This is a genomic window from Peribacillus sp. FSL P2-0133, assembly GCF_037975445.1.
Classification (GTDB): Bacteria; Bacillota; Bacilli; order Bacillales; family DSM-1321; genus Peribacillus; species Peribacillus simplex_E.
Genome location: NZ_CP150254.1, coordinates 1,409,342 through 1,430,952 on the forward strand (window position 1 = coordinate 1,409,342; position 21,611 = coordinate 1,430,952).

Consider the following 21,611-nt stretch of genomic DNA (forward strand, 5'->3'; position numbering starts at 1 on the left):
GTGGATTTCAGCTTTTTCCTTTAGGGGCGTAAGTATGAATCATAATAGCGATTCTGCTCCATCGATATAAACTTCCGTGCCCGTAATATGGGAAGACATGTCTGATGCTAGAAACAATACGAGATCACCAGCTTGTTCGGTAGTCCCCGCCTTCTTCGCCAGGGGTTGAGAGCCTTGCGGATATTCAATGGGAATCCTGATTTTTTTTAAGTTTTCATCTTCCGGGAATGTGTTATCGTGAATGTTCGTATCGATGGAGCCGGGACAAATGGTATTTACCCTGATTTTATATCTTGCCAATTCGAGTGCAGCCATTTTCCCAAAGGCGACTTGACCAGCTTTGGATGAACTATAAGCAGAAAAACCAAAATTCTTGAAATATCGGTTTCCATTGATGGAGCTGTTGATTACGATGCTGCCACCCGTTTCCTTCATGTAGGGAATGGCGTATTTGATGGTGAGAAAGGTGCCTTTGAGGTTGATGGTATGCGTCTGATCCCAATCTTCTGGCTTTATATCTTCTATAGGGGCAATCACTCCGTTAATGCCTGCGTTTGCAAATACAAAATCAATTTTCCCAAAATGTTCATGGGCCGTCTTGTAGGCATGTTCAACTTGCTCAGCCTTGGAAACATCCGTTTTAATGATTAATGCCTCTCGACCAAGGTTTTCCACTTCATCCTTCACTTTTTCGGCATTTTCGACTGTACGGTCAAAAAAGATGATGTTCGCGCCGTTTTCAGCTAGTTTCAGGGCGGCACCCCGGCCAATTCCCGATCCTCCACCGGTAATAATGGCAACTTTGTTTTTCATTAATTCTGTCATAAACTTCACACGCTCCTTTTAAGTTTGCTTTCCCGTTAGGGAGTATGTAGAAACATCATGGCAGTGGTATTATAGAAAAATTATAAACGAACATTGCCTAAAAAATCCAATTTAAACAATTGCGAGTGTTCATTAAACTTTGTTTTTCAGTGAAATGTCTGTATATTGAGGACATAATAAAGTTAGCCTGAAAGGGGATAGGATGTTGATAAGATTAGGGGTAATAGGTACAAATTGGATCACGGAACGATTTTTGGAGGCTGCAAAGCATGTAGAGGATTTATCGTTAACAGCCGTGTACTCACGTACAGAAGAGAAAGCCAAGGAATTTGCCAATAAATACGAAGTACATACGACTTTTACGAATTTAGAAGCAATGGCCGCCAGCAATGAAATTGACGCTGTATACATAGCAAGCCCTAATTCTCATCATTGCAGGCAAGCCGTGTTGTTTTTACAAAATAAAAAACATGTATTATGTGAAAAACCAATGGCTTCAAATGCGGCAGAAGTAAGGGAAATGATTGAGGCTGCAAAACAAAATGATGTGCTATTGATGGAAGCGATGAAATCTACCATCATGCCGAATTTCGAAAGTATAAAGGGGAATTTGGATAAAATCGGGAAGGTACGGCGTTTCTCGGGAAGCTTTTGCCAATATTCATCTCGATATGATTCGTATAAACAAGGCACTGTGCTGAATGCATTCAATCCTGAATTCTCCAGTGGCTCTTTAATGGATCTTGGTATTTATGTACTCTATCCGCTTGTTGTTCTGTTCGGTAAACCAAATAAGGTACAGGCATCAGGAACGATGCTTGAATCAGGGGTCGATGGGCAAGGTACGATTCTGCTTTCCTATGATGAAATGGAGGCAGTCGTCATATTCTCCAAAATTACTGAATCCAATTTGCATTCGGAAATTCAAGGTGAACTTGGAAGCATCATCATTCAGAAAATTTCAGGACCGCAAGCGGTGGATATTCAGTATCGGGATGGAACCACAGAAAATATTTCGGTTAAACAGGATATGCCTACCATGTATTATGAAGCGAAAGAATTTGTTGAATTGATACAGCAGGGGAAAATGGAGTCCGATATAAATTCATACTCGAATTCACTATTGACTATGGAAATCATGGATGAAGCAAGAAAGCAAATCGGCATCGTCTTTCCTTCAGACCGCTAAGCATTTGAGTGGACATGGCCAATAAGGAAGGGTAAAAATGGATGTTACTGATAACCCGTAATTGGGTAGAATTCAGTACAGGGATAATTTTATTGTTGGGGGAATGGACATGAAATGCAAAATTAATCGTAATGCAGCAAAGGTCTTACAAAAAATGCTGAGCACTGAAGAAGCAAAAGGGAAGATGATTCGTGTATATGTCACCCATATGCATGGCGATCATGCCCATTATGACATGAAACTAGATACACCGGCAGAACATGATGAAATCGTCAAAACAGATAAAGATATCGATATTTTACTTGATTCACGTGAAGAATTTCTAGATGGTGTCTGGATTAAATATTTTTATGTACCTGAAGAAGGCTTTGAAATCACGAACCCTTCTAAAGAACCGCACGGACATCATCACCACTAAGAGTAAAGGGGGAGGATTGGCATGAATCAAAAATACGAAAAGATCTTTCAACCATATAAGTTTCCATCAGGGGTAGAAGTGAAAAATCGTATCATGATGGCTCCTATGACCACTTATTCTTCGGATGATCAAGGCGTTGTAACCGATGATGAACTGGCCTATTACGCTGAGCGCTCGGCTGGTGTAGGTGCGGTGGTCACGGCATGTGCCTATGTATCTGCTGGAGGAAAGGGATTCCCAGGCCAGCTTAGTGCAGATGACGATTCCTTTATCCCATCCTTGAGAAAACTAGCCGAAACGATCCAGTCCAACGGGTCAAAAGCGATTCTGCAAATATATCATGGAGGCCGGCAAAGTCCGCCGGAATTATTGCCTGATAACCAGCCTGTTTCTGCAAGTGCCATTGCTTCAAACGATGAAGCACCTGTACCGCGGGAAATGAGTGAAGACGAAATACAAGAGGTTATTAAGGCATTTAGCGAAGCAACAAGAAGGGCCATCGAAGCAGGATTTGATGGTGTGGAAATACATGGTGCCAATACGTACTTGCTTCAACAATTCTTCTCGCCACACTCGAACCGTCGTACGGATAACTGGGGTGGGACACTGGGAAAACGATTGATTTTCCCGCTTACCATTGTGAATGAAGTCGAGAAAACGGTTGCCGAGCATGCGAAAAAGCCGTTTATCATCGGCTACCGCCTTTCTCCTGAAGAAGGCAGCAATCCTGGAATCACTTTAGATGATACGATCCAATTCGTTGACAGACTAGCGAATCAAAACCTGGATTATCTACATATATCGGTAGGTCACTTCTGGAATGGCTCATTCCGTGAGAGTGATAGGACAAAGTCGCGCATCGTTAAAATTTACGATAAAGTAGGTAATCGTATTCCTGTGGTCGGCGTAGGATCACTGCATACACCTGATGAAGTTGCAGAAGCTATGGAAACGGGTGTCCCTTTTATCGCCCTTGGCCGTGAGCTTCTTATGGAACCGCATTGGATTGAAAAAATCAGGTCTGGAAAAGAAGCGGAAATACGGACTACCCTCTCAAAAAAGGATCAGGATGAACTGGTCATTCCAGATCCGCTTTGGGAAAAGTTGATTGGGATAAAAGGTTGGCTCCCGGTTGTGGAGTGATTGTTAATGTCTTGAATAATATGTTACCCGTCCTCCAAAGGAGGACGGGTTTTGTATGTGTTCATATGAAACTAACAACTAATAAGTTATTCACCTTTTGTTAAAAAAGCGAGATTGATTCTGCAGAATGAACGTCATTTAATTTCGTGAATTATTGATTCTGGATTTATTCATTCTTCATAGTAAATACTATCTTTAATGTAAAGTTTATGTAGTCAAATATGAATGAAAGTAATATAATCATATTAATATTTGTACCAATAAATAAAATATATTATTATCAATTATATAAGTTGGTATGAAAAAGGAGGGTTTATAATGAAATTTCCACATGATTTTTTATTCGGAGCAGCTTCTGCTTCTTTTCAAATAGAAGGAGCATGGGATGAAGATGGAAAAGGTATAACGAATTGGGATGTCTTTTCAAAGATTCCTGGGAAAACATATGAAGGTACAAACGGGGATGTAGCGATAGACCATTATCATCGTTACAAAGAAGATATTAAATTAATGGCAGAGATGGGACTTGAATCATACCGGTTTTCCATTTCATGGGCACGTATTTTGCCGACAGGTGACGGGGAAGTAAATGAAAAAGGCTTGGAATTTTATAATAATGTTATTGATGAATGCTTAAAATATGGGATTGTTCCATTTGCTACTCTGTACCATTGGGATTTGCCTTTGACGCTTGAACAAGATGGGGGATGGACGAATAAGCGAACAGCTGAAGCATTCGTCAAGTATGCGGAAATTTGCTTTCGCGCATTCGGAGACCGCATCAAACATTGGATCACGTTTAATGAAACGGTTATGTTTTGCGGTCTGGGCTATTTAAAAGGAGCGCACCCGCCTGGAATCCAAAACGATGAAAATAAATACTTTCAAGCGACACATTATGTTTTTTATGCACATGCAAAAGCGGTAGAGGTATACAAGACACTGAATCATTACGGTGAAATTGGGATTACCCATGTTTTCCTGCCTGCTTACAGTATAAATGACAAACATGACAATGTATTGGCTGCTCGGCATGCCAATGAATATGAAACTTTTTGGTATTATGACCCTATTTTAAAAGGTGAATATCCAGGTTATGTGGTTGAGCAATTAAAGGAAAAAGGCTGGACGCCAAGTTGGACCGAAGAAGAACTGGATACGCTAAAAAGAAATGCGGAGAAAAATGATTTTATTGGACTCAATTATTACCAGCCCATTCGCGTGGAAAAAAATCGGGAAGCCGTTTCAAACATGGAGCATTCAAGAGAAACATCTACTCTAGCTCCAGGGAACCCGTCTTTTGATGGCTTTTATCGGACCGTAAAGATGGAAGATAAAACATATACAAAATGGGGCTGGGAAATCTCACCTCAAGGATTTTTAGATGGGCTGCATATGTTAAAAGAACGTTATGGTGATATTAAAATGTATGTTACAGAGAACGGGCTTGGTGATGAGGATCCGATTATCGATGGTGAAATAGTGGATGTTCCCCGTATTAAATATATTGAGGAACACTTAAAAGTGATCAAACGTGCAATCGAAGAAGGTATCCATTTAAAAGGGTATTACGCATGGTCTGTCATTGATCTATTAAGTTGGTTAAACGGGTATAAGAAGCAATACGGATTTATTTACGTGGATCATCATGATCAGTTAAACCGGAAAAAGAAGCTGTCGTTTCATTGGTATAAGAATATTATCGAGACGAGAGGAGAAGAGCTGTAAACTAAAAGAAAACCTCTTGATTTTAATCAAGAGGTTTTATGTATATATATAGCCTGAGCCGAAATACGAAATTAGGTTTATAGAGCATGCTTTGAGAAACCTTTCTCAAAACATGCTTTTTCTATTGTAATCAAGGTTTAAGATATGGGGAATTAGTCCAAAGTTCAAACTTCCTGATTTGTAGTCTGAATCTCCGGCTTCAAATTAACCAGCCTGGAAGTATGGTCCCGGATTGTAATGTGGATGTAAAAAAATGCAAAAAGTTGTAAACAAATGTTAATGTTACTAACAATGTACAGTTCTACGTTTTACTGTATAATGTTGAAGCGTGGTCGAGACCATGTCAAATAACTTAACAAAGGAGATTACATATGACGATTATTTCTTTGTTTTGAAAAGTCCCCCGCATGGTTTGTCCCGTTGAAAAAACTACAATAGTTAGATTAATTTCGATCAAGCAACTCCCTCAAAAATGAAAGAACGTCATTTTTCCTGATGATGGTAGATTCCAATTTAAAAAAACGACTAAGGATGTGAGTTTGAAAAGGATGATAAAAGATTCTAGATTTCAAGGATATAATATGAAGGGTTTTCAAAAGGACGTAACGGCAGGATTGGTTGTAGGTGTTGTAGCCATTCCTTTAGGATTGGCTTTTGCAATTGCTTCAGGCGTCGAACCGATATATGGGTTATATACGACCATCATCGCTGGAATCCTCATATCGATTTTGGGTGGCTCCAAGTATCAAATTGGAGGACCAACCGGGGCGTTTGTTCCTTTATTATTTGGAATCGTTATGCAATATGGGTATGAAAGTCTGCTTATTGCCGGGTTTTTAGCGGGGATGATATTGGTCTTGATGGGTCTTCTTAAGTTGGGCAATTTGATGAAGTTCATTCCTCGTCCAGTCATCATTGGATTTACAACAGGAATTGCGATAATAATCTTTTCAGGGCAAATTGCCAACTTCTTTGGCATGAAAGTGGAAAAACATGAAGCGTTCATGGATAACATGAAGGAACTGGTGATTAAAGCAGAAACGATCAATATATATAGTGTGTTTGTTGCGATTATATGTTTTGTCGTCATACTGCTGGCACCTAGGCTTCTGCCACGAGTGCCAGGACCGCTTCTGGGTCTGCTAATATCAACAATGACAGCCTACTTTTTATTTCCCGATAAGGTGGCTACAATTGGTTCCACGTATGGAGCGATTCCGAAAGGTTTTCCGGAATTCCAAGTGCCGGAGCTTTCAGTGGAAGTCATTATTACACTCCTTCCCGTTGCATTTACAATTGCCTTGTTAGGCGGTGTCGAGTCATTGTTATCCGCTACCGTGGCCGATAACATGGGGGGAACCAAGCATGATAGCAATAAGGAATTGGTTGGGCAAGGAATCGCGAACATCGCGACCCCATTCTTCGGCGGGATACCTGCAACAGGTGCTATTGCCAGGACTGCCACCAATATAAAAAGCGGGGCAGTCTCCCCGATGTCCGGAGTCATTCACGGTATTGTCGTTTTACTGGTTTTGCTGGTGCTTTCTCCATATGCAGCACATATACCTTTGGCTAGCATGGCGCCCATATTGATGTTTGTTGCATGGAATATGAGTGAAAGAAAGGAATTCGCTCATGTATTGAAAACGAAGACGGCGGATTCTGCGGTTTTGCTGGTCACCTTCCTCGTCACTGTCTTCACTGATTTAATCATGGGAGTGGGAATCGGCTTATTGATTGCATTTCTCACCTTCATTGCAAAAATGAGCCACACGTTAAAGGTTAGGGAAAGAAGTCATGAGGTTACTGAGATTGTTCCAATCGATAATTCGGATTCAAAGATCAATGTGTATAACTTGGAAGGTCCCCTCTTCTTTGGTTCGATAGACGTCCTGGAGTCATCGATCTTGGAGAACTTGGATAATAAGACGAAAGTGTTGGTATTAAGCATGCGCCGGGTAACATATATGGACACTTCAGCAGAGGCTGCACTATTGGCGATTGTTAATCGCATCGGTAAATATAAGGGGAAATTAATCATTTCCGGAATCCAGCAGCAACCAAAGGAATTGTTACTCAGCACAGGTTTGTATCATAAAATAGAAAAACAGCACTTTTTTAAATCGAAGGAAGATGCCCTTTATTTTGCCAAGAAGCAGTTGAAGGGCAATTCGGATAAAGTAGTCTAATAGATTCATCCTCGAAGTCACCTTTTAGGATAGTTATGTTATAGTATCGTTAACAGTAGATTTAAAAAGAAGGTGACTATCTGGGTGGATGTATATCGGATTGGCCAGCTTGCTGAACTTGCGAATGTTTCGCGAAGAACCATTGACTATTACACACAATTAGGAATGCTGAACTATGAAAAAACTGGGTCAAGATATCGATATTACACAGAAGATGCTTTAAATCGTCTTCAAATGATTAATCGGTATAAGGAACAGAATATGCCGTTGACTGAAATCAAGGAACGGTTACAAGTCTTGTCTGAAACCACTGTTGATTCTGAGCAAGTGCTCTTGATGGTGGACAAGATATCTACAGACCTTAAAGGACTGGAGAATGAATTGCTTGAATTAAAGCCGTTACTGGAACAGCTCGATGAACAGCAATTAACATATGCTGCACAACAGCTTTCAGTTCGGGGTAGCTCTTTATTGAGCATCATTGCCATGCTCACCTAAGCTAATTGCCGAGTTCAACAAAAAAAGACCTGGTTGGGTCTTTTTTTGTTGAACTGGTCATTTGAAAATCTATATCCAAACTCATAACCGGAGCTTTATATGATAGCAGTACTTTATTTTGGCTGAACTGACTCTATAGATCTTTTTTCGATAAAGATGAAGGATATAAGGGAATGGAAAAAGAAGAACTTAAATATCTACTACTATATGAAGAGGTGAAAGGGAATGATTGGATCAATAGTTACGACGGTAAAAGGACATCTTCAAGGTACTATGGAAAACGATATATGCGTATGGCGTGGAGTCAGGTATGCGAAAGCTCCGATTGATGGTCTGCGTTTCCGCTCACCGGAGCCAGTTGATAAGTGGGGCGGTGTCATGGATGCAGTGGATTTTGGTCCCATTCCCCCGCAGCCGATGGATCGGGCGGTAAGAACAGGAATGGCCGGAAATGAAAAAATGGATGAGGATTGTTTGTTCCTGAATATTTGGTCACCTAGAGCTGATGATAAAAAACGCCCGGTCATGGTCTGGATTCCTGGAGGAGCATATATAACGGGAGCTGGATCCATTGATATGTACAATGGACATTTACTGGCTAAAAATGGAGATGTAGTCGTAGTAAGCATCAACTATAGGCTGGGGGCACTGGGATATCTGGATTTTACCGAGTTTGCAGGTGATGGGGAAATATTTGAAACCAATTTAGGTTTACGTGATCAAGTTGCGTCTCTTAAATGGGTTAAAGAGAATATAGAAGCGTTTGGCGGCGACCCTGATAATGTTACGATATTTGGTGAATCAGCTGGAGGCAATGCGGTTACGACTTTACTTACTGTTCCATCAGCGAGAGGTCTTTTTAAACAGGCCATTGCAGAAAGTCCCGCTCCGACATCTGTTTACGGAAAAGGATTTGCGCGCCAATTCAGTGAAAGGTTCCTTGAGATATTGGACATTGAAAAGAATGAAATCCATCGGTTAAAAACACTTCCAGTTCAAGAGATTGTCGCGGCCTCCTACAAACTCTTACGGGAAAACTCACAAGCCATGCCGGGCTCACTATCATTTGGACCTGTCGTAGATGGTGACTTCCTGCCCGATTATCCACTAGATTCAATTCGATCCGGAAAAGCAAAGGGAATATCCTTGCTTATAGGAACAAATAGGGACGAAGCGACATTATTCGAACAGATGGATCCCCCTTTAATCCCAACTAATGCGGCAATGATTCATAAAATGTTCGAAAATACAGATCCAGAGGCGAAAGAGCGAATTACGAATGCTTATATAAACTACCCAGAAAAGAAAGCTGTGCTTGGCATTGGCCGTGATGCGACTTTCCATATTCCCTCGGTTTGGTATGCAGAGGCATACAGCCGCTTTGAAAAAACTTGGATGTACCGTTTTGATTATAAAACGGCGGCAATGCGCATAAGTAAATTAGGGGCGACGCATGGTATGGAAATCCCTTTTGCCTTCCAGACTTTCGACTCGGCATTTGGGAAACGGATTACTTCATTTGGTTCAAGGTCAGCTGCCCTAAAGGTTTCCCATAGAATGCAGGGCCACTGGGTCAACTTTGCGAAACATGGAAACCCCAATCCCCCGGAAGGTGAAATTTGGCCGAAATATGATGAAACCAACCACTACACCATGATTTTTGATAAAAAGGATTATATTGAAAAAGACCCTGACAGAATGATAAGGTTGGCATGGGAAGGGGTAGGGATTTACAAGTGAAAAATAGTGGATGGGAAGTAAGCGGGGAGAACATGGATATCAATAATTTCATGTCAACGAAAGATATGCGAAAACTTTGGATCAGGAAGATCCATTAGTTTCTTACAGAGAGGAGTTCTATTTGAACCCAGGGATGATTTATATGGATGGCAACTCATTGGGACTTTTATCGAAGCGGGCTGAGAAAAGTTTAATGAAGTCTTAGGAAGATTGGAAAAGGTATGGAATAGACGGCTGGACGGAAGGGGCCGCCCGGCAGATTATATGAAAACTATGAAAATAAAAGGGGAATCATTGCCTAGAATGGGAGCAACATATGGAGAAAAATAAGCTGCATCGTGAATTATCATCGAGTCAAATCACAATGATTGCCATGGGGTGTGCAATTGGCACCGGATTATTTTTGGGGAGCGGCCTTGCGATTTCTACGGCAGGTCCAAGTGTTCTTATCAGCTATGCAGTTGGTGCATTCATTGTCCTGCTACTGATGGGCTGTTTGGCGGAAATGACTGTAGCCCATCCAACATCGGGATCCTTTGGAACCATTGCTGAAAAATATATAAGTCCATTTGCGGGATTTGTTGTGAGATATTCATATTGGATAGCGAATGTCCTTGCCATTGGTGTCGAAGTGAGTGCCATCGCTGTTTACATGAAATATTGGTTCCCGGATGTACCTGGGAGCGTTTGGATCTTCCTGTTTGCTGCACTGCTAATCTATGTAAATGCGACGAGTGTCAATACATTCGGGAATTTTGAGTATGTATTTTCCATGATCAAAATCAGCGCCATTGTCATATTCATACTACTGGGCGCCTACGTGGTGATTGGCGCTGAACCTTCAAGCGGGATCGGTGTTGAGAACTTTGCTAATGATGGCGGTTTTATGCCTTTCGGTTTTTGGGGGCTCTGGGTCGCCATATTCATTTCTCTCTTCAGCTTTTTAGGAACTGAGTTGATTGCGGTGACGGCGGGAGAAGCGAAGGATCCGGATATTGCCGTCCCTAAAGCTTTGAAGGCAACTGTCTTCCGGCTTGCCACTTTTTATGTACTGACAATCGGGATCATGTTAATGATTGTTCCATGGCAATCGGCGGGTATTGATAAAAGCCCATTTGTTAGGGTAATGGAAATCCTGAATATTCCCGGGGCATCGGGGATCATGAATTTCATTATTTTAACCGCTGCAATATCTGCAATGAACAGTCAATTATATGCCTCCACCAGAATGATATTTTCATTATCAGAGCAGAAGCAGGCTCCAGCCCTATTTCAAAAAGTGAGCAATAAAGGAGTCCCGGTAATGGCCCTTCTCATATCTACTTTGGGCATATTTCTTGCTGCAGGAGTAAAGGTCCTGCTTCCTGATACTTCATATGCATTCATGATGGGGATATCGATGTTCGGAGCCATTTTTACCTGGTTCATGGTGTTCATTTCCCACTTATTTTTCAGGAAGCGGTGGGAGAAATCAGGGGGACGCAAATTACCGGTTAAAATGTACGGATTTCCATATCTAACGATTCTTGGTGCAATTCTTTTGTTTGCTTTGACGGTATCCACCTGGTTCACTGGCCCGTTTAAAATTGTGCTCCAGTTCGGTGTTCCTTGGCTGATCTTTCTTTGCATCGTTTATGTATTGATGTCGAAAATCAAAAGAATGTAAAGGGAAAGAGGGATAGTATGGATAAGGGTCCAAGAGATGAACATCGTTTGGAAGAAAGTATGGTAACTGATTTTGAAAAAGATATGTCCTATGAGGACTACCTGCATTTAAATCAAATATTATCAAGTCAGCATCGGTTTTCCGGTCATCACGATGAAATGTTGTTCATCATCATTCACCAAACAAGTGAATTATGGATGAAATTGATCCTCCATGAATTGACTGCAGCAACAGCCCTTATTGAGGCAGGACGATTGGAGCATTCCTTTAAGATGCTATCCAGAGTGGCCAGGATCCAGCAGCAACTTGTTCAATCCTGGAATGTGCTTTCGACTTTGACGCCATCCGATTATATGGAATTCCGGGAGAAACTAGGAAACTCTTCAGGGTTTCAATCATTTCAGAACAGGTTGATAGAATTTGCAATGGGTCAAAAGAATTCGCATATATTGGCCGTTTTCCGTCACAAGCCCGAGCTTTATGAGTCGATGATGGCAGCCTTGAATAAACCTAGTATTTATGATGCGGCTATAGGGGCTTTGGCTGCAAGAGGGCTTCCCATTGATCAATCGGTCCGTAACAGGGATTGGTCTGTAATTTATCAGGAAAATGCAAGTGTTGAAAACGCGTGGCTGTCAGTTTACCGTGATGTGCATAAATACTGGGATTTGTATGAGTTGGCCGAAAAGCTCGTTGATATTGGAAGTCAACAACAATTCTGGAGATTCAATCATATGAGCACCGTCGAACGGATCATCGGTAATAAAAAGGGAACTGGCGGATCGTCCGGTGTAAGTTATCTGAAGAAAGTGGTCGAACAGCCATTTTTTCCTGAGCTTTGGACTTTAAGGACCAAACTTTAAGCTTGGAATGGGCGGGAGATATACATGGATCCGTGGTTAGATATTTTCAGAGCCTGAATGAAAATACGGCATAGGCCAGGAGATACGCAATATTCATATCGGCTGAATTCACCAATGGCTGAAGGGTCAGCTGTCAATGTAGGGGAAATCCGGATGAGTACACATTAGGAACTCAAATTGATGACCCCTTTCATTTTGATGGAAATGGAAAGAAATCATATTTATATATTGGCACTGCTACTGTAGTAAAGGTGGATGCAGCTGAAAGCATGGCAATAAAGATTCTGAAGGCATACAGGGGGCCGGCGGTTGTTGCTGGCAACAGGTCAATGGAAGGGCTGGTCATTGATGTACTGAAGCCTGGACTGTACGATTTGGCTGCATTGCCGGTTGCATAAGAAGCCGGGGAAGGGAGTCCGGTCAGGGCCGCTTGGAAAAAGAAAAGCAGATGGGGGAGATAAGGATGGGCAAAATTGGAGTTTATGGATCTTCCTTCGATCCGGTCACGAATGTGCATTTATGGACAGCATCGACCATTGCGCATCGTGCAAAGCTAGACAAGGTGATTTTTTTACCTTGCGCAAATGGCCGTATCGATAAACAGATGAAAACGAGCAATGAACACCGTTGGGAAATGCTCAAGCTCGCAATAGGGGGCAACCCGCTATTCGAAGTTAGTGATTATGAAATTAATGAACGCGCCGGAACGAGTAAACAATATACTTGGTATACGATGGAACATTTTAAATCACGATTTCCAAAGGACGAAGTTTTTTTCATAATGGGTGCAGATTTACTTGAAGATATTGATAATCAGGAGTTACCGTTACACTTACGATGGAAATTCAGGGAAAAATTGATTGCCAATCATAAATTCATCGTCATGGCGCGGGATGGGATAGATATGCTGAAAATCATATCCAAAAGTCCATTGCTAAGGAATTATGATGACGGCAATACATTTCACCTTATAGATAAAGGCCTCTCCATGGAAATCAGTTCTACATATATAAGGGATGAATTCGCGATGGGCGGGGAACCAAGATATTTACTGCCTGATCAGTGTTATAAGTATATCGTGGACAATAAGCTGTATCAAAAAGCATCAAATTCATGAGAGTTGGCCAGGTATTAAAGGGCTCGATCTCCCCGTTGGATCGAGCCCTTTTCGTTTGGGAAATACTTTAACTTTCTACACGCAATTATTTAAATAAAAGGACATGTTTATTTATAAAACACAGTTGACAACTTGGTATACTTTGCTTTATGTTAATGATAAATAAATTCAGAATATTTGCTGATCAGAGAACTGAAGGCATACTATCTCCTTGAATAAAAATAGAAAGGGAGGTAGTGTGCTTTTTTTGTAGCAAAAAACAGGGGGGATTCCATGAAAAAATTGATGGTATTGACAAGTTTGATTTTAGCCTTCGGTGTACTTGCAGGATGCAACTCGGAAAAAACGGAAGGGGAAGGGACATCAAAGTCAGTCGAGCTTTTGAATGTGTCATATGATCCGACACGGGAATTGTACCAGGAATTCAATGAAGCGTTCGTTAAGCACTGGAAAGAAGAATCCGGTCAGGATGTAACGATTCAACAATCACATGGCGGATCTGGTAAACAGGGCAGGGCCGTTATTGATGGATTGGAGGCGGATGTCGTTACATTGGCATTGGCTTATGATATTGATGCCATTTATGAAGCTAGTAACCTATTAGCGAAGGATTGGCAAAAACGTTTACCGGAAAACTCGACACCATACACATCAACGATTGTGTTTTTGGTGAAAAAAGATAACCCTAAAGGCATTAAAGATTGGGATGATCTTATTAAAAAGGATGTATCCGTCATAACACCAAATCCGAAGACAAGCGGAGGGGCAAGGTGGAATTACCTGGCTGCCTGGGCTTATGCGGAGAAGAATTTCGATAATGACGAAACAAAAGTGAAGGATTTCATGAAAAAACTTTATCAGAATGTTGAAGTCCTGGATTCAGGGGCCCGCGGTGCAACCACCACTTTTGTAGAAAGGGGAATTGGTGACGTACTTATCGCTTGGGAGAATGAAGCCTATTTAACACTGGAAGAATTCGGTGATGACAAATATGAAATCGTCAATCCTTCCATCAGTATATTAGCAGAGCCACCGGTAGCTGTTGTCGATGAAGTGGTCGAGAAAAAAGGAACAAAGGAAGTGGCTGAAGCTTACCTGGAATACCTATATACGGATGTCGGTCAGGAAATTGCCGCGAAAAACTTCTATCGTCCAAGGGATGAGAAGGTTCTCGCTGAATACGAAGACCAATTTGCAAAAATCGATATGGTGACTGTTGAAGATACGTTTGGCGGTTGGAAAAAGGCCCAGGAAACACATTTTAATGATGGCGGTACATTTGACGAGATTTATCAACAGTAATAAGCATGAAGGAGAAGATGGCTTTATCACCTTCTCCTTCATAAATCGGAAAAAGAGCTGAGGCGAAGCTATGAATATAGTGACAGAAGGTAAACAGACGAAAAAGAGGACCATACCCGGTTTTGGATTGACGATGGGTTTTACATTGCTGTATCTCTCCATCATTGTTTTGATCCCGTTATCCATGGTTTTTCTAAACACATTTTCAATGGGTCTTCAGGACTTTTGGGCGACCATAACTGAGCCAAGGGTTGTTGCTTCGTATAAATTGAGTTTCATGACAGCGTTAACTGCGGCCTTTGTGAACGCAGTTTTTGGCGTGTTAATTGCCTGGGTGCTTACTCGTTATGAGTTTCCCGGCAAACGGATCATCGATGGACTGGTGGATTTGCCTTTTGCCCTCCCGACTGCCGTGGCAGGAATTACTTTGACCACCTTATACTCACCGAACGGATGGATCGGACAATTTTTCGGCTTTAAAATCGCTTTCACTCCTGCCGGGATCATCATCGCCCTAATATTTATCGGTCTCCCATTCGTGGTGCGGATGGTTCAACCGGTGCTTGAAAATATTGAAAAAGGGATGGAAGAAGCGTCTGCTTCTTTAGGGGCGAATCGAATGCAGACATTCATTAAAATTATCTTCCCGGAATTGATTCCAGCGATATTGACGGGTTTTGCACTTTCGTTTGCGAGGGCACTTGGAGAGTATGGGTCCGTTGTCTTCATTGCCGGAAATATGCCGTTTAAAACGGAGATTTCCCCGCTGATCATCATGACAAAGCTTGAACAATATGATTATGAAGGGGCAACAGCTGTTGCGGCCGTCATGCTCATTATTACATTTATAATTTTGTTCACCATCAATATCTTGCAATGGTGGACCGGCAAAAGATATTCAGGGAAGTAGGAGGGGATATGATGGAACATGGTAATTCAGTGGTTGCTAAAACGAAGCACCCAGTCAGTATTACGAGAAACGCAACAAAAGAGCCTAAATCCATACAATGGGTCCTTATCTCCATTGTTTTGCTATTTTTGACTTTGTTTTTAGTTGTCCCATTAATCGCGATCTTTGTAAAGGCTTTTGAAAAAGGTGCAGAAGCTTATTTTGCCGCCATTGTCCATCCTGATTCCTTGGCTGCGATTAAGTTAACATTGATCGTCGTCCTCATCACCTTGCCACTTAATGCCATATTCGGTGTTGTGGCTGCGTGGACCATAACAAAATATGAATTCAAGGGAAAAAACTTCTTAATAACACTGATAGATTTGCCTTTTTCTGTTTCACCTGTCATTGCTGGGTTGATTTTTGTCCTACTGTTTGGCTTACATGGAACATTCGGTCCACTGCTGCAATCCTTTGACATTAAAGTGATTTTTTCAATACCTGGGATTGTCATCGCCTCCATTTTCATCACCTTCCCATTCATTGCACGCGAATTGATCCCGCTCATGCAAAGTCAGGGGACGTCTGAAGAAGAGGCTTCACTCACGCTGGGTGCTGGAGGGTTCAAGACATTTTGGTATGTGACGCTTCCAAATATAAAGTGGGGACTTCTATATGGAGTCATCCTTTGTAATGCAAGGACAATCGGTGAGTTTGGGGCTGTATCGGTCGTATCGGGCCATATAAGGGGCATGACCAATACGATGCCGCTTCATATTGAAATCTTATACAATGAATATCAATTTTCGGCTGCTTTTGCCGTTGCATCCCTGATGTCCATCTTTGCAATCATGACCTTGATCATTAAAAGTTTCATAGAATGGAAAACGGACTTTAAATCAACCAAAGCGAGTTAGGAGGAATGAAATGAGTATCATCATTGAAAATGTTACAAAATATTACGGGTCCTATCAAGCACTCCAAAACATCAATTTGGAAATAAAGAGCGGTGAACTCGTAGCCCTCCTTGGCCCTTCCGGATCGGGAAAAACGTCATTACTGCGTATCATCGCCGGTCTTGAACAGGCAGAGAACGGAAAGATTCTCTTCAATGAAGAGAATTATACGCATAAACATGTAAAAGATCGAAATGTGGGTTTCGTCTTTCAGCATTACGCCCTTTTTCGAAATATGACGATTTTTGATAACATCGCCTACGGATTAAAGGTCCGCCCTAGAAAAATAAGGCCCAGTAAAAAAGTTATTGAACAAAAAGTTACCGAATTGCTTCAGCTTGTCAAGTTGGAAGGATATAAAGATCGTTATCCATCCCAATTATCAGGCGGCCAGCGGCAGCGTGTCGCATTGGCAAGGGCCCTTGCGGTTGAACCGAATATCCTTTTGCTTGATGAACCATTCGGGGCATTGGATGCCAAGGTTCGCAAGGAACTTAGGCGTTGGCTAAGAAGGCTTCACGATGAATTCAATGTTACGAGTGTGTTCGTGACGCATGATCAAGAAGAGGCGATGGATGTTGCTGATCGGGTCATAATCATGAATGAAGGGAAAATTGAACAGATTGGAACCCCGGAAGAAGTATATGATCATCCTGAAAATCCCTTTGTTTATGATTTTCTCGGCAGTGTCAATCTATTTAAGGGCAACGTCCATAAAGGGAAATTGGTAACTGGGAATGTGGAAATGAATGCCCCGGACATTGAAGATGGAATGGGCACTGGTTATGTAAGGAATCATAACTTTATCATAGAAAGAGAACCATCGGAAAAGGACTCGATTGCATCCATCATTGACCATATCCATACAATTGGCCCCATCGTCCGGATAGAAGTCATTCGTCAGGATACAAACGAACCGCTGGAAATCGAACTGACGAAAGAACAATATTTGAATCTGGGAATAAGCAAAGGGGAAAGGGTATATGTCCGCCCAAAAGAATTGAGAGTTTTTGTCGACTTTATGGCTGGGATTTAAGAATGAGTCGAATATTGACGGAAAAACCGCTAAGAGCGGTTTTTTTTAGTTTTTTTAATTTTTTTAATGATGCTGACAGCAGGACCTTCCTGTACGAAAGGTAAATAAACTGCAATCTGTTGCAAAAGGGCTTCCTTGCATTCGGAAATGGTGAGTTTTTACCCGTCAATAGTCTATGGTCACATTGTGCTAAACACTAGATAAAAAGTCTTGCATCAAAATAAGAAGAGTGTTATGTAAGATATTGGATGTTTTATCACGGGAAAAAGTCGAATTTTTATGGTTAATGTTAAAATTGAAATATAATTGTAATATTGTTATTACGCATTTGACAAAATCTGATGATATACTACGAATTAGATGAAAACATAGTAGAGTTTAAGAAATGTATTTAATATAATCACAACCTTGAAGATTACATAAAGAGTAAAAAAAATAGAGAAGAGTTCCCAGCAATTTATTTTGACTAATCATTTTTCATAGAGAAAAAGAAGTGGGTCGATGGAAATGCAAGGGGAGGAAAGCAGGGGAAATGAGTTTGAAGAAAAAACTTATCGTATTGAACACGACAATTATGCTTGGATTAGGAAGCGCTTTTGCCATACCGTCTGTAAAGGCTGAATCTATCTCGGATATTCAATCACAACGCACAGGAATACAATCAGATATTTCAGAGGCAGAACAAGTTATTCAGGAATTGAAAAAAGAACAAACGAAGATGAATGCCCAAATTGCCCAGATAGAATCGGCAATGAAAGAAAATGACCAAAAAATCAAAGATACTAAACAAGAAATTAAAGACACCGAAAAAGACATAGATTCTTTAAAGAAAGAAATTAAAGCGCTGGAAGAGAGAATCGCAAAACGCGAGGAAGTCTTGAAAGAGCGCGCGGTTTCATTCCAAGAGAGCGGCGGGGACGTTGAGTACCTAGAAGTTGTTTTAGGTTCTAAAAGCTTTGGTGAATTCGTTAATCGTGTTGGAGCGGTAGCCACTATCGTGGAAGCTGACCAACAGATTCTTAAAGAACAGGAAGCGGATAAAGCTGACTTAGAAAAAAAACAAGCGACTGTTGAGAAAAAATTGCAAAGCCTAAAGGATATGGAAGTAGAGCTTAAAGGCATGCAATCTCAAATTAAAGATCAAAAAGCTGAAACTGTCAATATGAAGGCTAAGATTGAAGTGAAAGAGTCGGAAACAGCGGCCCTAAAACAATCTTTAGAGAATAAGGATGCAGGTTTAGAAGCACAAATTGCGTCCATTCGTGAAAATATCAAAAAAGAGGAAGAACGTAAAGCAGCAGAAAAAGCAGATCTTGACCGTGCTGCTGAAGAAGTGAATTCTTCTAAATCTTCTAGTGAAGGAACATCAAGTTCATCTAGTAAAGAATCATCAAGTGCTTCTAAAGCTGAATCGTCAGCATCTGGTTCGTCTAAAGGTGAATCATCATCTAATTCATCTAAAAACAGTTCTGCTGATAAACCTGCAGCAGCTAGTAAGCCTGCAGCCAGTAAAACTGAAACATCAAGCAAGCCTAGCAGTGCAAATACAGGCTCTGCAATTACAGCAGGTTATAAATATATCGGTAACTCCACATATAAATTTGGTGGCGGAAGAACGGCATCCGATATCGCTAACGGTCTTTTCGATTGTTCAGGATTCGTTGCATGGGCTTATAAACAAGCTGGTGTGAACCTTCCAGCAAGTACGGATGCATTGAAAAGTGCAGGACGTCAAGTATCTAGTAGTCAAAAACAACCTGGAGATTTAGTGTTCTTCAATACCTATAAAACTGATGGGCATGTCGGTATTTATGTCGGCGGCGGCAAATTTATCGGTTCCCAAAGTTCAACAGGTGTTGCGATCGCCAATATGGAAAGCGGATATTGGGCAGATGTATTCAACGGCCGTGTCGTTCGTGTAAACTAATCGTTCTTTAAGTAAGTAGGGGAGAAAATGCCCCTGCTTATTTTTTTTGAAAAAAATCGAAAAAAAATGAAACTTATTTTGAAATTCAACGTAAATACTATAAGATAAAACAAGGATAGGTGATGTGGACTTTCAGTAATCTGGGTAAAGATATAATGAAACAACATTCCATACTATTAAACGGAGGCAAAAAAAACATGATGAAAAAATTTATGGCTGCATTACTTACAATTACACTAGCATTCTCGCCAGTCGGCACTTATGTATTCCAAGATCATTCGGAGTCAGTCGATGCAAGGGGTTACAAGTCCGGAAAAAGAAGCTTTAACAGCAACAATAATAATAATTCGAATTTCCAAAATAAAGAAACGAAGAAGTCAGATGCTACTACTGCTAATAAAGCCAAGAGTGGAAATACATTTTCAAAAGGCGGCTTAATGAAAGGAATTATGCTAGGTGGACTGGCAGGTTTACTTTTTGGTAGCCTATTCGCCAATATGGGAGCTCTTGGTTCTATACTTGGTCTATTAATCAACGTGTTAGCGGTCGTTGTATTAATCGTTGTTATCCGTAAAATATTCACATATTTCAAGGATAAGAAGAAGAAAGAGGATACAAACCCATGGAGAGGCTAAAGATTTCCGAACAGGATATCATCAATGCGGTTTGTGTTTACATTGCCCGTAAAAAGCAGGTACAACCCAATGAGGTAGAAGTGGAGTTAATGTTTGATGATGATTATGGCTTTTCGGCGGAAGCGTTCGTCGATGGCCGGAAACAAGTGTTAATTACCATCAACTTGATAGAAGCGCTTCGCTTATGGCTGGATGAATATATGAATAAAGATCCATACTCGGGTATTGAACTTGTATTGGATGATGAAGAAGGCATAGTGGCTTTAGTAAGTGAAAGTAATAGATAAGTAAAAAAGGATGCCGTAAACGGCATCCTTTTTTTATTTAATAAGGCACAAGTCGATCTGTGCGGAGGAAAAGGATAAAAGAGATAGAAAAATAGTAAAGCGAGCTAAGCAAAATCCTAGATTACCAACACTTATTTTAAACTCAGAAATATATATTTTCCATTTGTTGCAAAAAATAGGCCGTGGAAGTAGGATGGATATATGTTCAAGTCAAAGGAGGAGAAAAAGTGAAAGGTTACATTGAAGATATCACTTTTTTAAATGAAAAGGCCATAAAGTTCGGCAATGAAAAAGTGGAAGCGATACTTGCGCCATCTTTAGGAAGCAATCTGCTTTCGTTAAGGTACAAGCATAAGGATATTGAGTTGCTGCGCACTCCGGATAGTGTGGAAGAGTATAAAAAAGCTCCCATTTTATACGGAATGCCAATCCTGTTTCCTCCTAATCGAATTGAAGATGGTCAATTTACATATAAGGGGACTGTGTATAAGTTTCCAATCAATGAAATGAAAAAATCCAATCATATTCATGGTTTTTTGCATGACAAGCCGTGGCAAGTCTGCAAAAAGGAAGTGAACGGGAAAGCAATCGTCATTAATACTGAATTTTCAAGCAGCGATTTTGATCTAAAAGGTAGCTTTCCACTAGATATCACTGTGAATATGTCTTTTTCTTTAAGGGCAGAAACATTGGAAATACAATTGGAAATCACCAACAAGGGCATTGAACCCTTTCCGTGGGGAGCAGGTTATCATACTGTATTCAATTTTCCATTTGGACCAAGGAGTAAATTGGAGGATTGCAGTATATCTCTTCCCGTCAATAAACATTGGGAATTGAATGAAAGGTCATTGCCCACTGGTGCAATTCATGAAACGGCCAATACATTGGAAATCCAAAACGGTATTAGCTTGGACGGCCGGCTATTTGATGACCTATTTGGCTATGATGAGGAAAGAGCACTGGAAAACGAGTGCATACTCACTGACCAAGAGGCTGGCATACAGGTCATCTATCATGGCGATCAGCATTTTAAGTTTTGGGTATTGTTCAACCAGGAGGGGTTCGTCTGTCCTGAACCATATACATGGGTAACGAATGCTCCTAATTTGGATTTGTCTGCAAAAATGACTGGATTGAGGGAGTTATGCTCAGGGGAAACGGTTCAGCTGAAAACTAGATTGATTATGAGAGATATATAAA

19 protein-coding genes are annotated in these 21,611 nt (G+C 40.9%); 18 read left to right on the plus strand and 1 reads right to left on the minus strand.

Annotated features, from left to right (window positions below):
* Positions 1 to 39: 39 nt before the first annotated feature.
* Positions 40 to 825 carry an SDR family NAD(P)-dependent oxidoreductase gene (locus MKY17_RS06785; protein WP_098371249.1) on the minus strand — a complete coding sequence of 262 codons (786 nt, stop codon included), beginning with the start codon at positions 823 to 825 and terminating at the stop codon, positions 40 to 42.
* Positions 826 to 1,030: 205 nt separating this feature from the next.
* On the opposite strand from MKY17_RS06785, the gene MKY17_RS06790 reads away from it, so the two are divergent.
* The 18 genes from MKY17_RS06790 (at position 1,031) to MKY17_RS06875 (ending at position 21,610) form a co-directional block, all read left to right on the plus strand.
* A complete protein-coding gene (locus MKY17_RS06790) occupies positions 1,031 to 2,014 on the plus strand; it encodes a Gfo/Idh/MocA family oxidoreductase (protein WP_144527157.1) in 984 nt (327 codons plus the stop codon).
* A gap of 109 nt (positions 2,015 to 2,123) precedes the next feature.
* Positions 2,124 to 2,432, plus strand: a complete 309-nt coding sequence (locus MKY17_RS06795; RefSeq protein ID WP_098371248.1) for a heme biosynthesis protein HemY — start codon at positions 2,124 to 2,126, stop codon at positions 2,430 to 2,432.
* A 21-nt stretch (positions 2,433 to 2,453) separates the two neighbouring features.
* Positions 2,454 to 3,575, plus strand: a complete 1,122-nt coding sequence (locus MKY17_RS06800; protein ID WP_339201556.1) for an NADH-dependent flavin oxidoreductase — start codon at positions 2,454 to 2,456, stop codon at positions 3,573 to 3,575.
* 318 nt (positions 3,576 to 3,893) lie between these two features.
* Positions 3,894 to 5,303 carry a GH1 family beta-glucosidase gene (locus tag MKY17_RS06805; RefSeq protein WP_339201558.1) on the plus strand — a complete coding sequence of 470 codons (1,410 nt, stop codon included), beginning with the start codon at positions 3,894 to 3,896 and terminating at the stop codon, positions 5,301 to 5,303.
* A gap of 548 nt (positions 5,304 to 5,851) precedes the next feature.
* Positions 5,852 to 7,492 carry a SulP family inorganic anion transporter gene (locus MKY17_RS06810; RefSeq protein ID WP_339202329.1) on the plus strand — a complete coding sequence of 547 codons (1,641 nt, stop codon included), beginning with the start codon at positions 5,852 to 5,854 and terminating at the stop codon, positions 7,490 to 7,492.
* A gap of 84 nt (positions 7,493 to 7,576) precedes the next feature.
* Entirely contained in the window at positions 7,577 to 7,990 is a 414-nt protein-coding gene (locus MKY17_RS06815) for a MerR family transcriptional regulator (RefSeq protein ID WP_179891048.1), read from the plus strand.
* A gap of 225 nt (positions 7,991 to 8,215) precedes the next feature.
* On the plus strand, positions 8,216 to 9,730 hold the full coding sequence (locus MKY17_RS06820; protein WP_339201560.1) for a carboxylesterase/lipase family protein: 1,515 nt from the start codon (positions 8,216 to 8,218) through the stop codon (positions 9,728 to 9,730).
* A gap of 316 nt (positions 9,731 to 10,046) precedes the next feature.
* Positions 10,047 to 11,396 carry an amino acid permease gene (locus MKY17_RS06825; RefSeq protein ID WP_098371243.1) on the plus strand — a complete coding sequence of 450 codons (1,350 nt, stop codon included), beginning with the start codon at positions 10,047 to 10,049 and terminating at the stop codon, positions 11,394 to 11,396.
* A 17-nt stretch (positions 11,397 to 11,413) separates the two neighbouring features.
* On the plus strand, positions 11,414 to 12,259 hold the full coding sequence (kynA, locus tag MKY17_RS06830; protein ID WP_339201562.1) for a tryptophan 2,3-dioxygenase: 846 nt from the start codon (positions 11,414 to 11,416) through the stop codon (positions 12,257 to 12,259).
* Between the two features lie 463 nt (positions 12,260 to 12,722).
* Positions 12,723 to 13,376 carry a nicotinate (nicotinamide) nucleotide adenylyltransferase gene (gene nadD / locus MKY17_RS06835; protein ID WP_098371241.1) on the plus strand — a complete coding sequence of 218 codons (654 nt, stop codon included), beginning with the start codon at positions 12,723 to 12,725 and terminating at the stop codon, positions 13,374 to 13,376.
* A 273-nt stretch (positions 13,377 to 13,649) separates the two neighbouring features.
* Positions 13,650 to 14,678 (plus strand): sulfate ABC transporter substrate-binding protein, encoded by a 1,029-nt coding sequence (locus MKY17_RS06840; protein ID WP_098371240.1) that lies wholly within the window; start codon positions 13,650 to 13,652, stop codon positions 14,676 to 14,678.
* Positions 14,679 to 14,748: 70 nt separating this feature from the next.
* Positions 14,749 to 15,588, plus strand: coding sequence for a sulfate ABC transporter permease subunit CysT (gene cysT, locus MKY17_RS06845; RefSeq protein ID WP_098371239.1), 840 nt, complete (start codon positions 14,749 to 14,751; stop codon positions 15,586 to 15,588).
* 11 nt (positions 15,589 to 15,599) lie between these two features.
* On the plus strand, positions 15,600 to 16,484 hold the full coding sequence (gene cysW / locus MKY17_RS06850; protein WP_098371238.1) for a sulfate ABC transporter permease subunit CysW: 885 nt from the start codon (positions 15,600 to 15,602) through the stop codon (positions 16,482 to 16,484).
* A gap of 10 nt (positions 16,485 to 16,494) precedes the next feature.
* A complete protein-coding gene (locus tag MKY17_RS06855; RefSeq protein WP_339201564.1) occupies positions 16,495 to 17,559 on the plus strand; it encodes a sulfate/molybdate ABC transporter ATP-binding protein in 1,065 nt (354 codons plus the stop codon).
* 532 nt (positions 17,560 to 18,091) lie between these two features.
* Positions 18,092 to 19,486 (plus strand): NlpC/P60 family protein, encoded by a 1,395-nt coding sequence (locus MKY17_RS06860; protein WP_339201565.1) that lies wholly within the window; start codon positions 18,092 to 18,094, stop codon positions 19,484 to 19,486.
* 200 nt (positions 19,487 to 19,686) lie between these two features.
* Complete coding sequence (locus MKY17_RS06865) at positions 19,687 to 20,121, plus strand: hypothetical protein (protein WP_283902731.1); 435 nt, start codon at positions 19,687 to 19,689, stop codon at positions 20,119 to 20,121.
* Positions 20,109 to 20,408 carry a YxcD family protein gene (locus MKY17_RS06870; protein WP_098371236.1) on the plus strand — a complete coding sequence of 100 codons (300 nt, stop codon included), beginning with the start codon at positions 20,109 to 20,111 and terminating at the stop codon, positions 20,406 to 20,408. The genes MKY17_RS06865 and MKY17_RS06870 overlap by 13 nt, the downstream gene beginning before the upstream one ends.
* 227 nt (positions 20,409 to 20,635) lie before the next feature.
* The gene (locus MKY17_RS06875; RefSeq protein ID WP_339201567.1) at positions 20,636 to 21,610 is read left to right on the plus strand and encodes an aldose 1-epimerase; all 975 of its coding nucleotides are present in this window, start codon (positions 20,636 to 20,638) and stop codon (positions 21,608 to 21,610) included.
* Position 21,611 lies beyond the last annotated feature (1 nt).

What these genes read in the sequence shown, in the direction of transcription:
- MKY17_RS06840 (WP_098371240.1), top strand. Translation starts at nt 13,650, where the DNA reads ATGAAAAAATTGATGGTATTGACAAGTTTGATTTTAGCCTTCGGTGTA.
- cysW (WP_098371238.1), top strand. Translation starts at nt 15,600, where the DNA reads ATGGAACATGGTAATTCAGTGGTTGCTAAAACGAAGCACCCAGTCAGT.
- MKY17_RS06800 (WP_339201556.1), top strand. Translation starts at nt 2,454, where the DNA reads ATGAATCAAAAATACGAAAAGATCTTTCAACCATATAAGTTTCCATCA.
- MKY17_RS06855 (WP_339201564.1), top strand. Translation starts at nt 16,495, where the DNA reads ATGAGTATCATCATTGAAAATGTTACAAAATATTACGGGTCCTATCAA.
- MKY17_RS06860 (WP_339201565.1), top strand. Translation starts at nt 18,092, where the DNA reads ATGAGTTTGAAGAAAAAACTTATCGTATTGAACACGACAATTATGCTT.
- kynA (WP_339201562.1), top strand. Translation starts at nt 11,414, where the DNA reads ATGGATAAGGGTCCAAGAGATGAACATCGTTTGGAAGAAAGTATGGTA.
- MKY17_RS06805 (WP_339201558.1), top strand. Translation starts at nt 3,894, where the DNA reads ATGAAATTTCCACATGATTTTTTATTCGGAGCAGCTTCTGCTTCTTTT.
- MKY17_RS06865 (WP_283902731.1), top strand. Translation starts at nt 19,687, where the DNA reads ATGAAAAAATTTATGGCTGCATTACTTACAATTACACTAGCATTCTCG.
- nadD (WP_098371241.1), top strand. Translation starts at nt 12,723, where the DNA reads ATGGGCAAAATTGGAGTTTATGGATCTTCCTTCGATCCGGTCACGAAT.
- MKY17_RS06820 (WP_339201560.1), top strand. Translation starts at nt 8,216, where the DNA reads ATGATTGGATCAATAGTTACGACGGTAAAAGGACATCTTCAAGGTACT.
- MKY17_RS06785 (WP_098371249.1), bottom strand. Translation starts at nt 825, where the DNA reads ATGACAGAATTAATGAAAAACAAAGTTGCCATTATTACCGGTGGAGGA.
- MKY17_RS06825 (WP_098371243.1), top strand. Translation starts at nt 10,047, where the DNA reads ATGGAGAAAAATAAGCTGCATCGTGAATTATCATCGAGTCAAATCACA.
- cysT (WP_098371239.1), top strand. Translation starts at nt 14,749, where the DNA reads ATGAATATAGTGACAGAAGGTAAACAGACGAAAAAGAGGACCATACCC.
- MKY17_RS06810 (WP_339202329.1), top strand. Translation starts at nt 5,852, where the DNA reads ATGATAAAAGATTCTAGATTTCAAGGATATAATATGAAGGGTTTTCAA.
- MKY17_RS06795 (WP_098371248.1), top strand. Translation starts at nt 2,124, where the DNA reads ATGAAATGCAAAATTAATCGTAATGCAGCAAAGGTCTTACAAAAAATG.
- MKY17_RS06870 (WP_098371236.1), top strand. Translation starts at nt 20,109, where the DNA reads ATGGAGAGGCTAAAGATTTCCGAACAGGATATCATCAATGCGGTTTGT.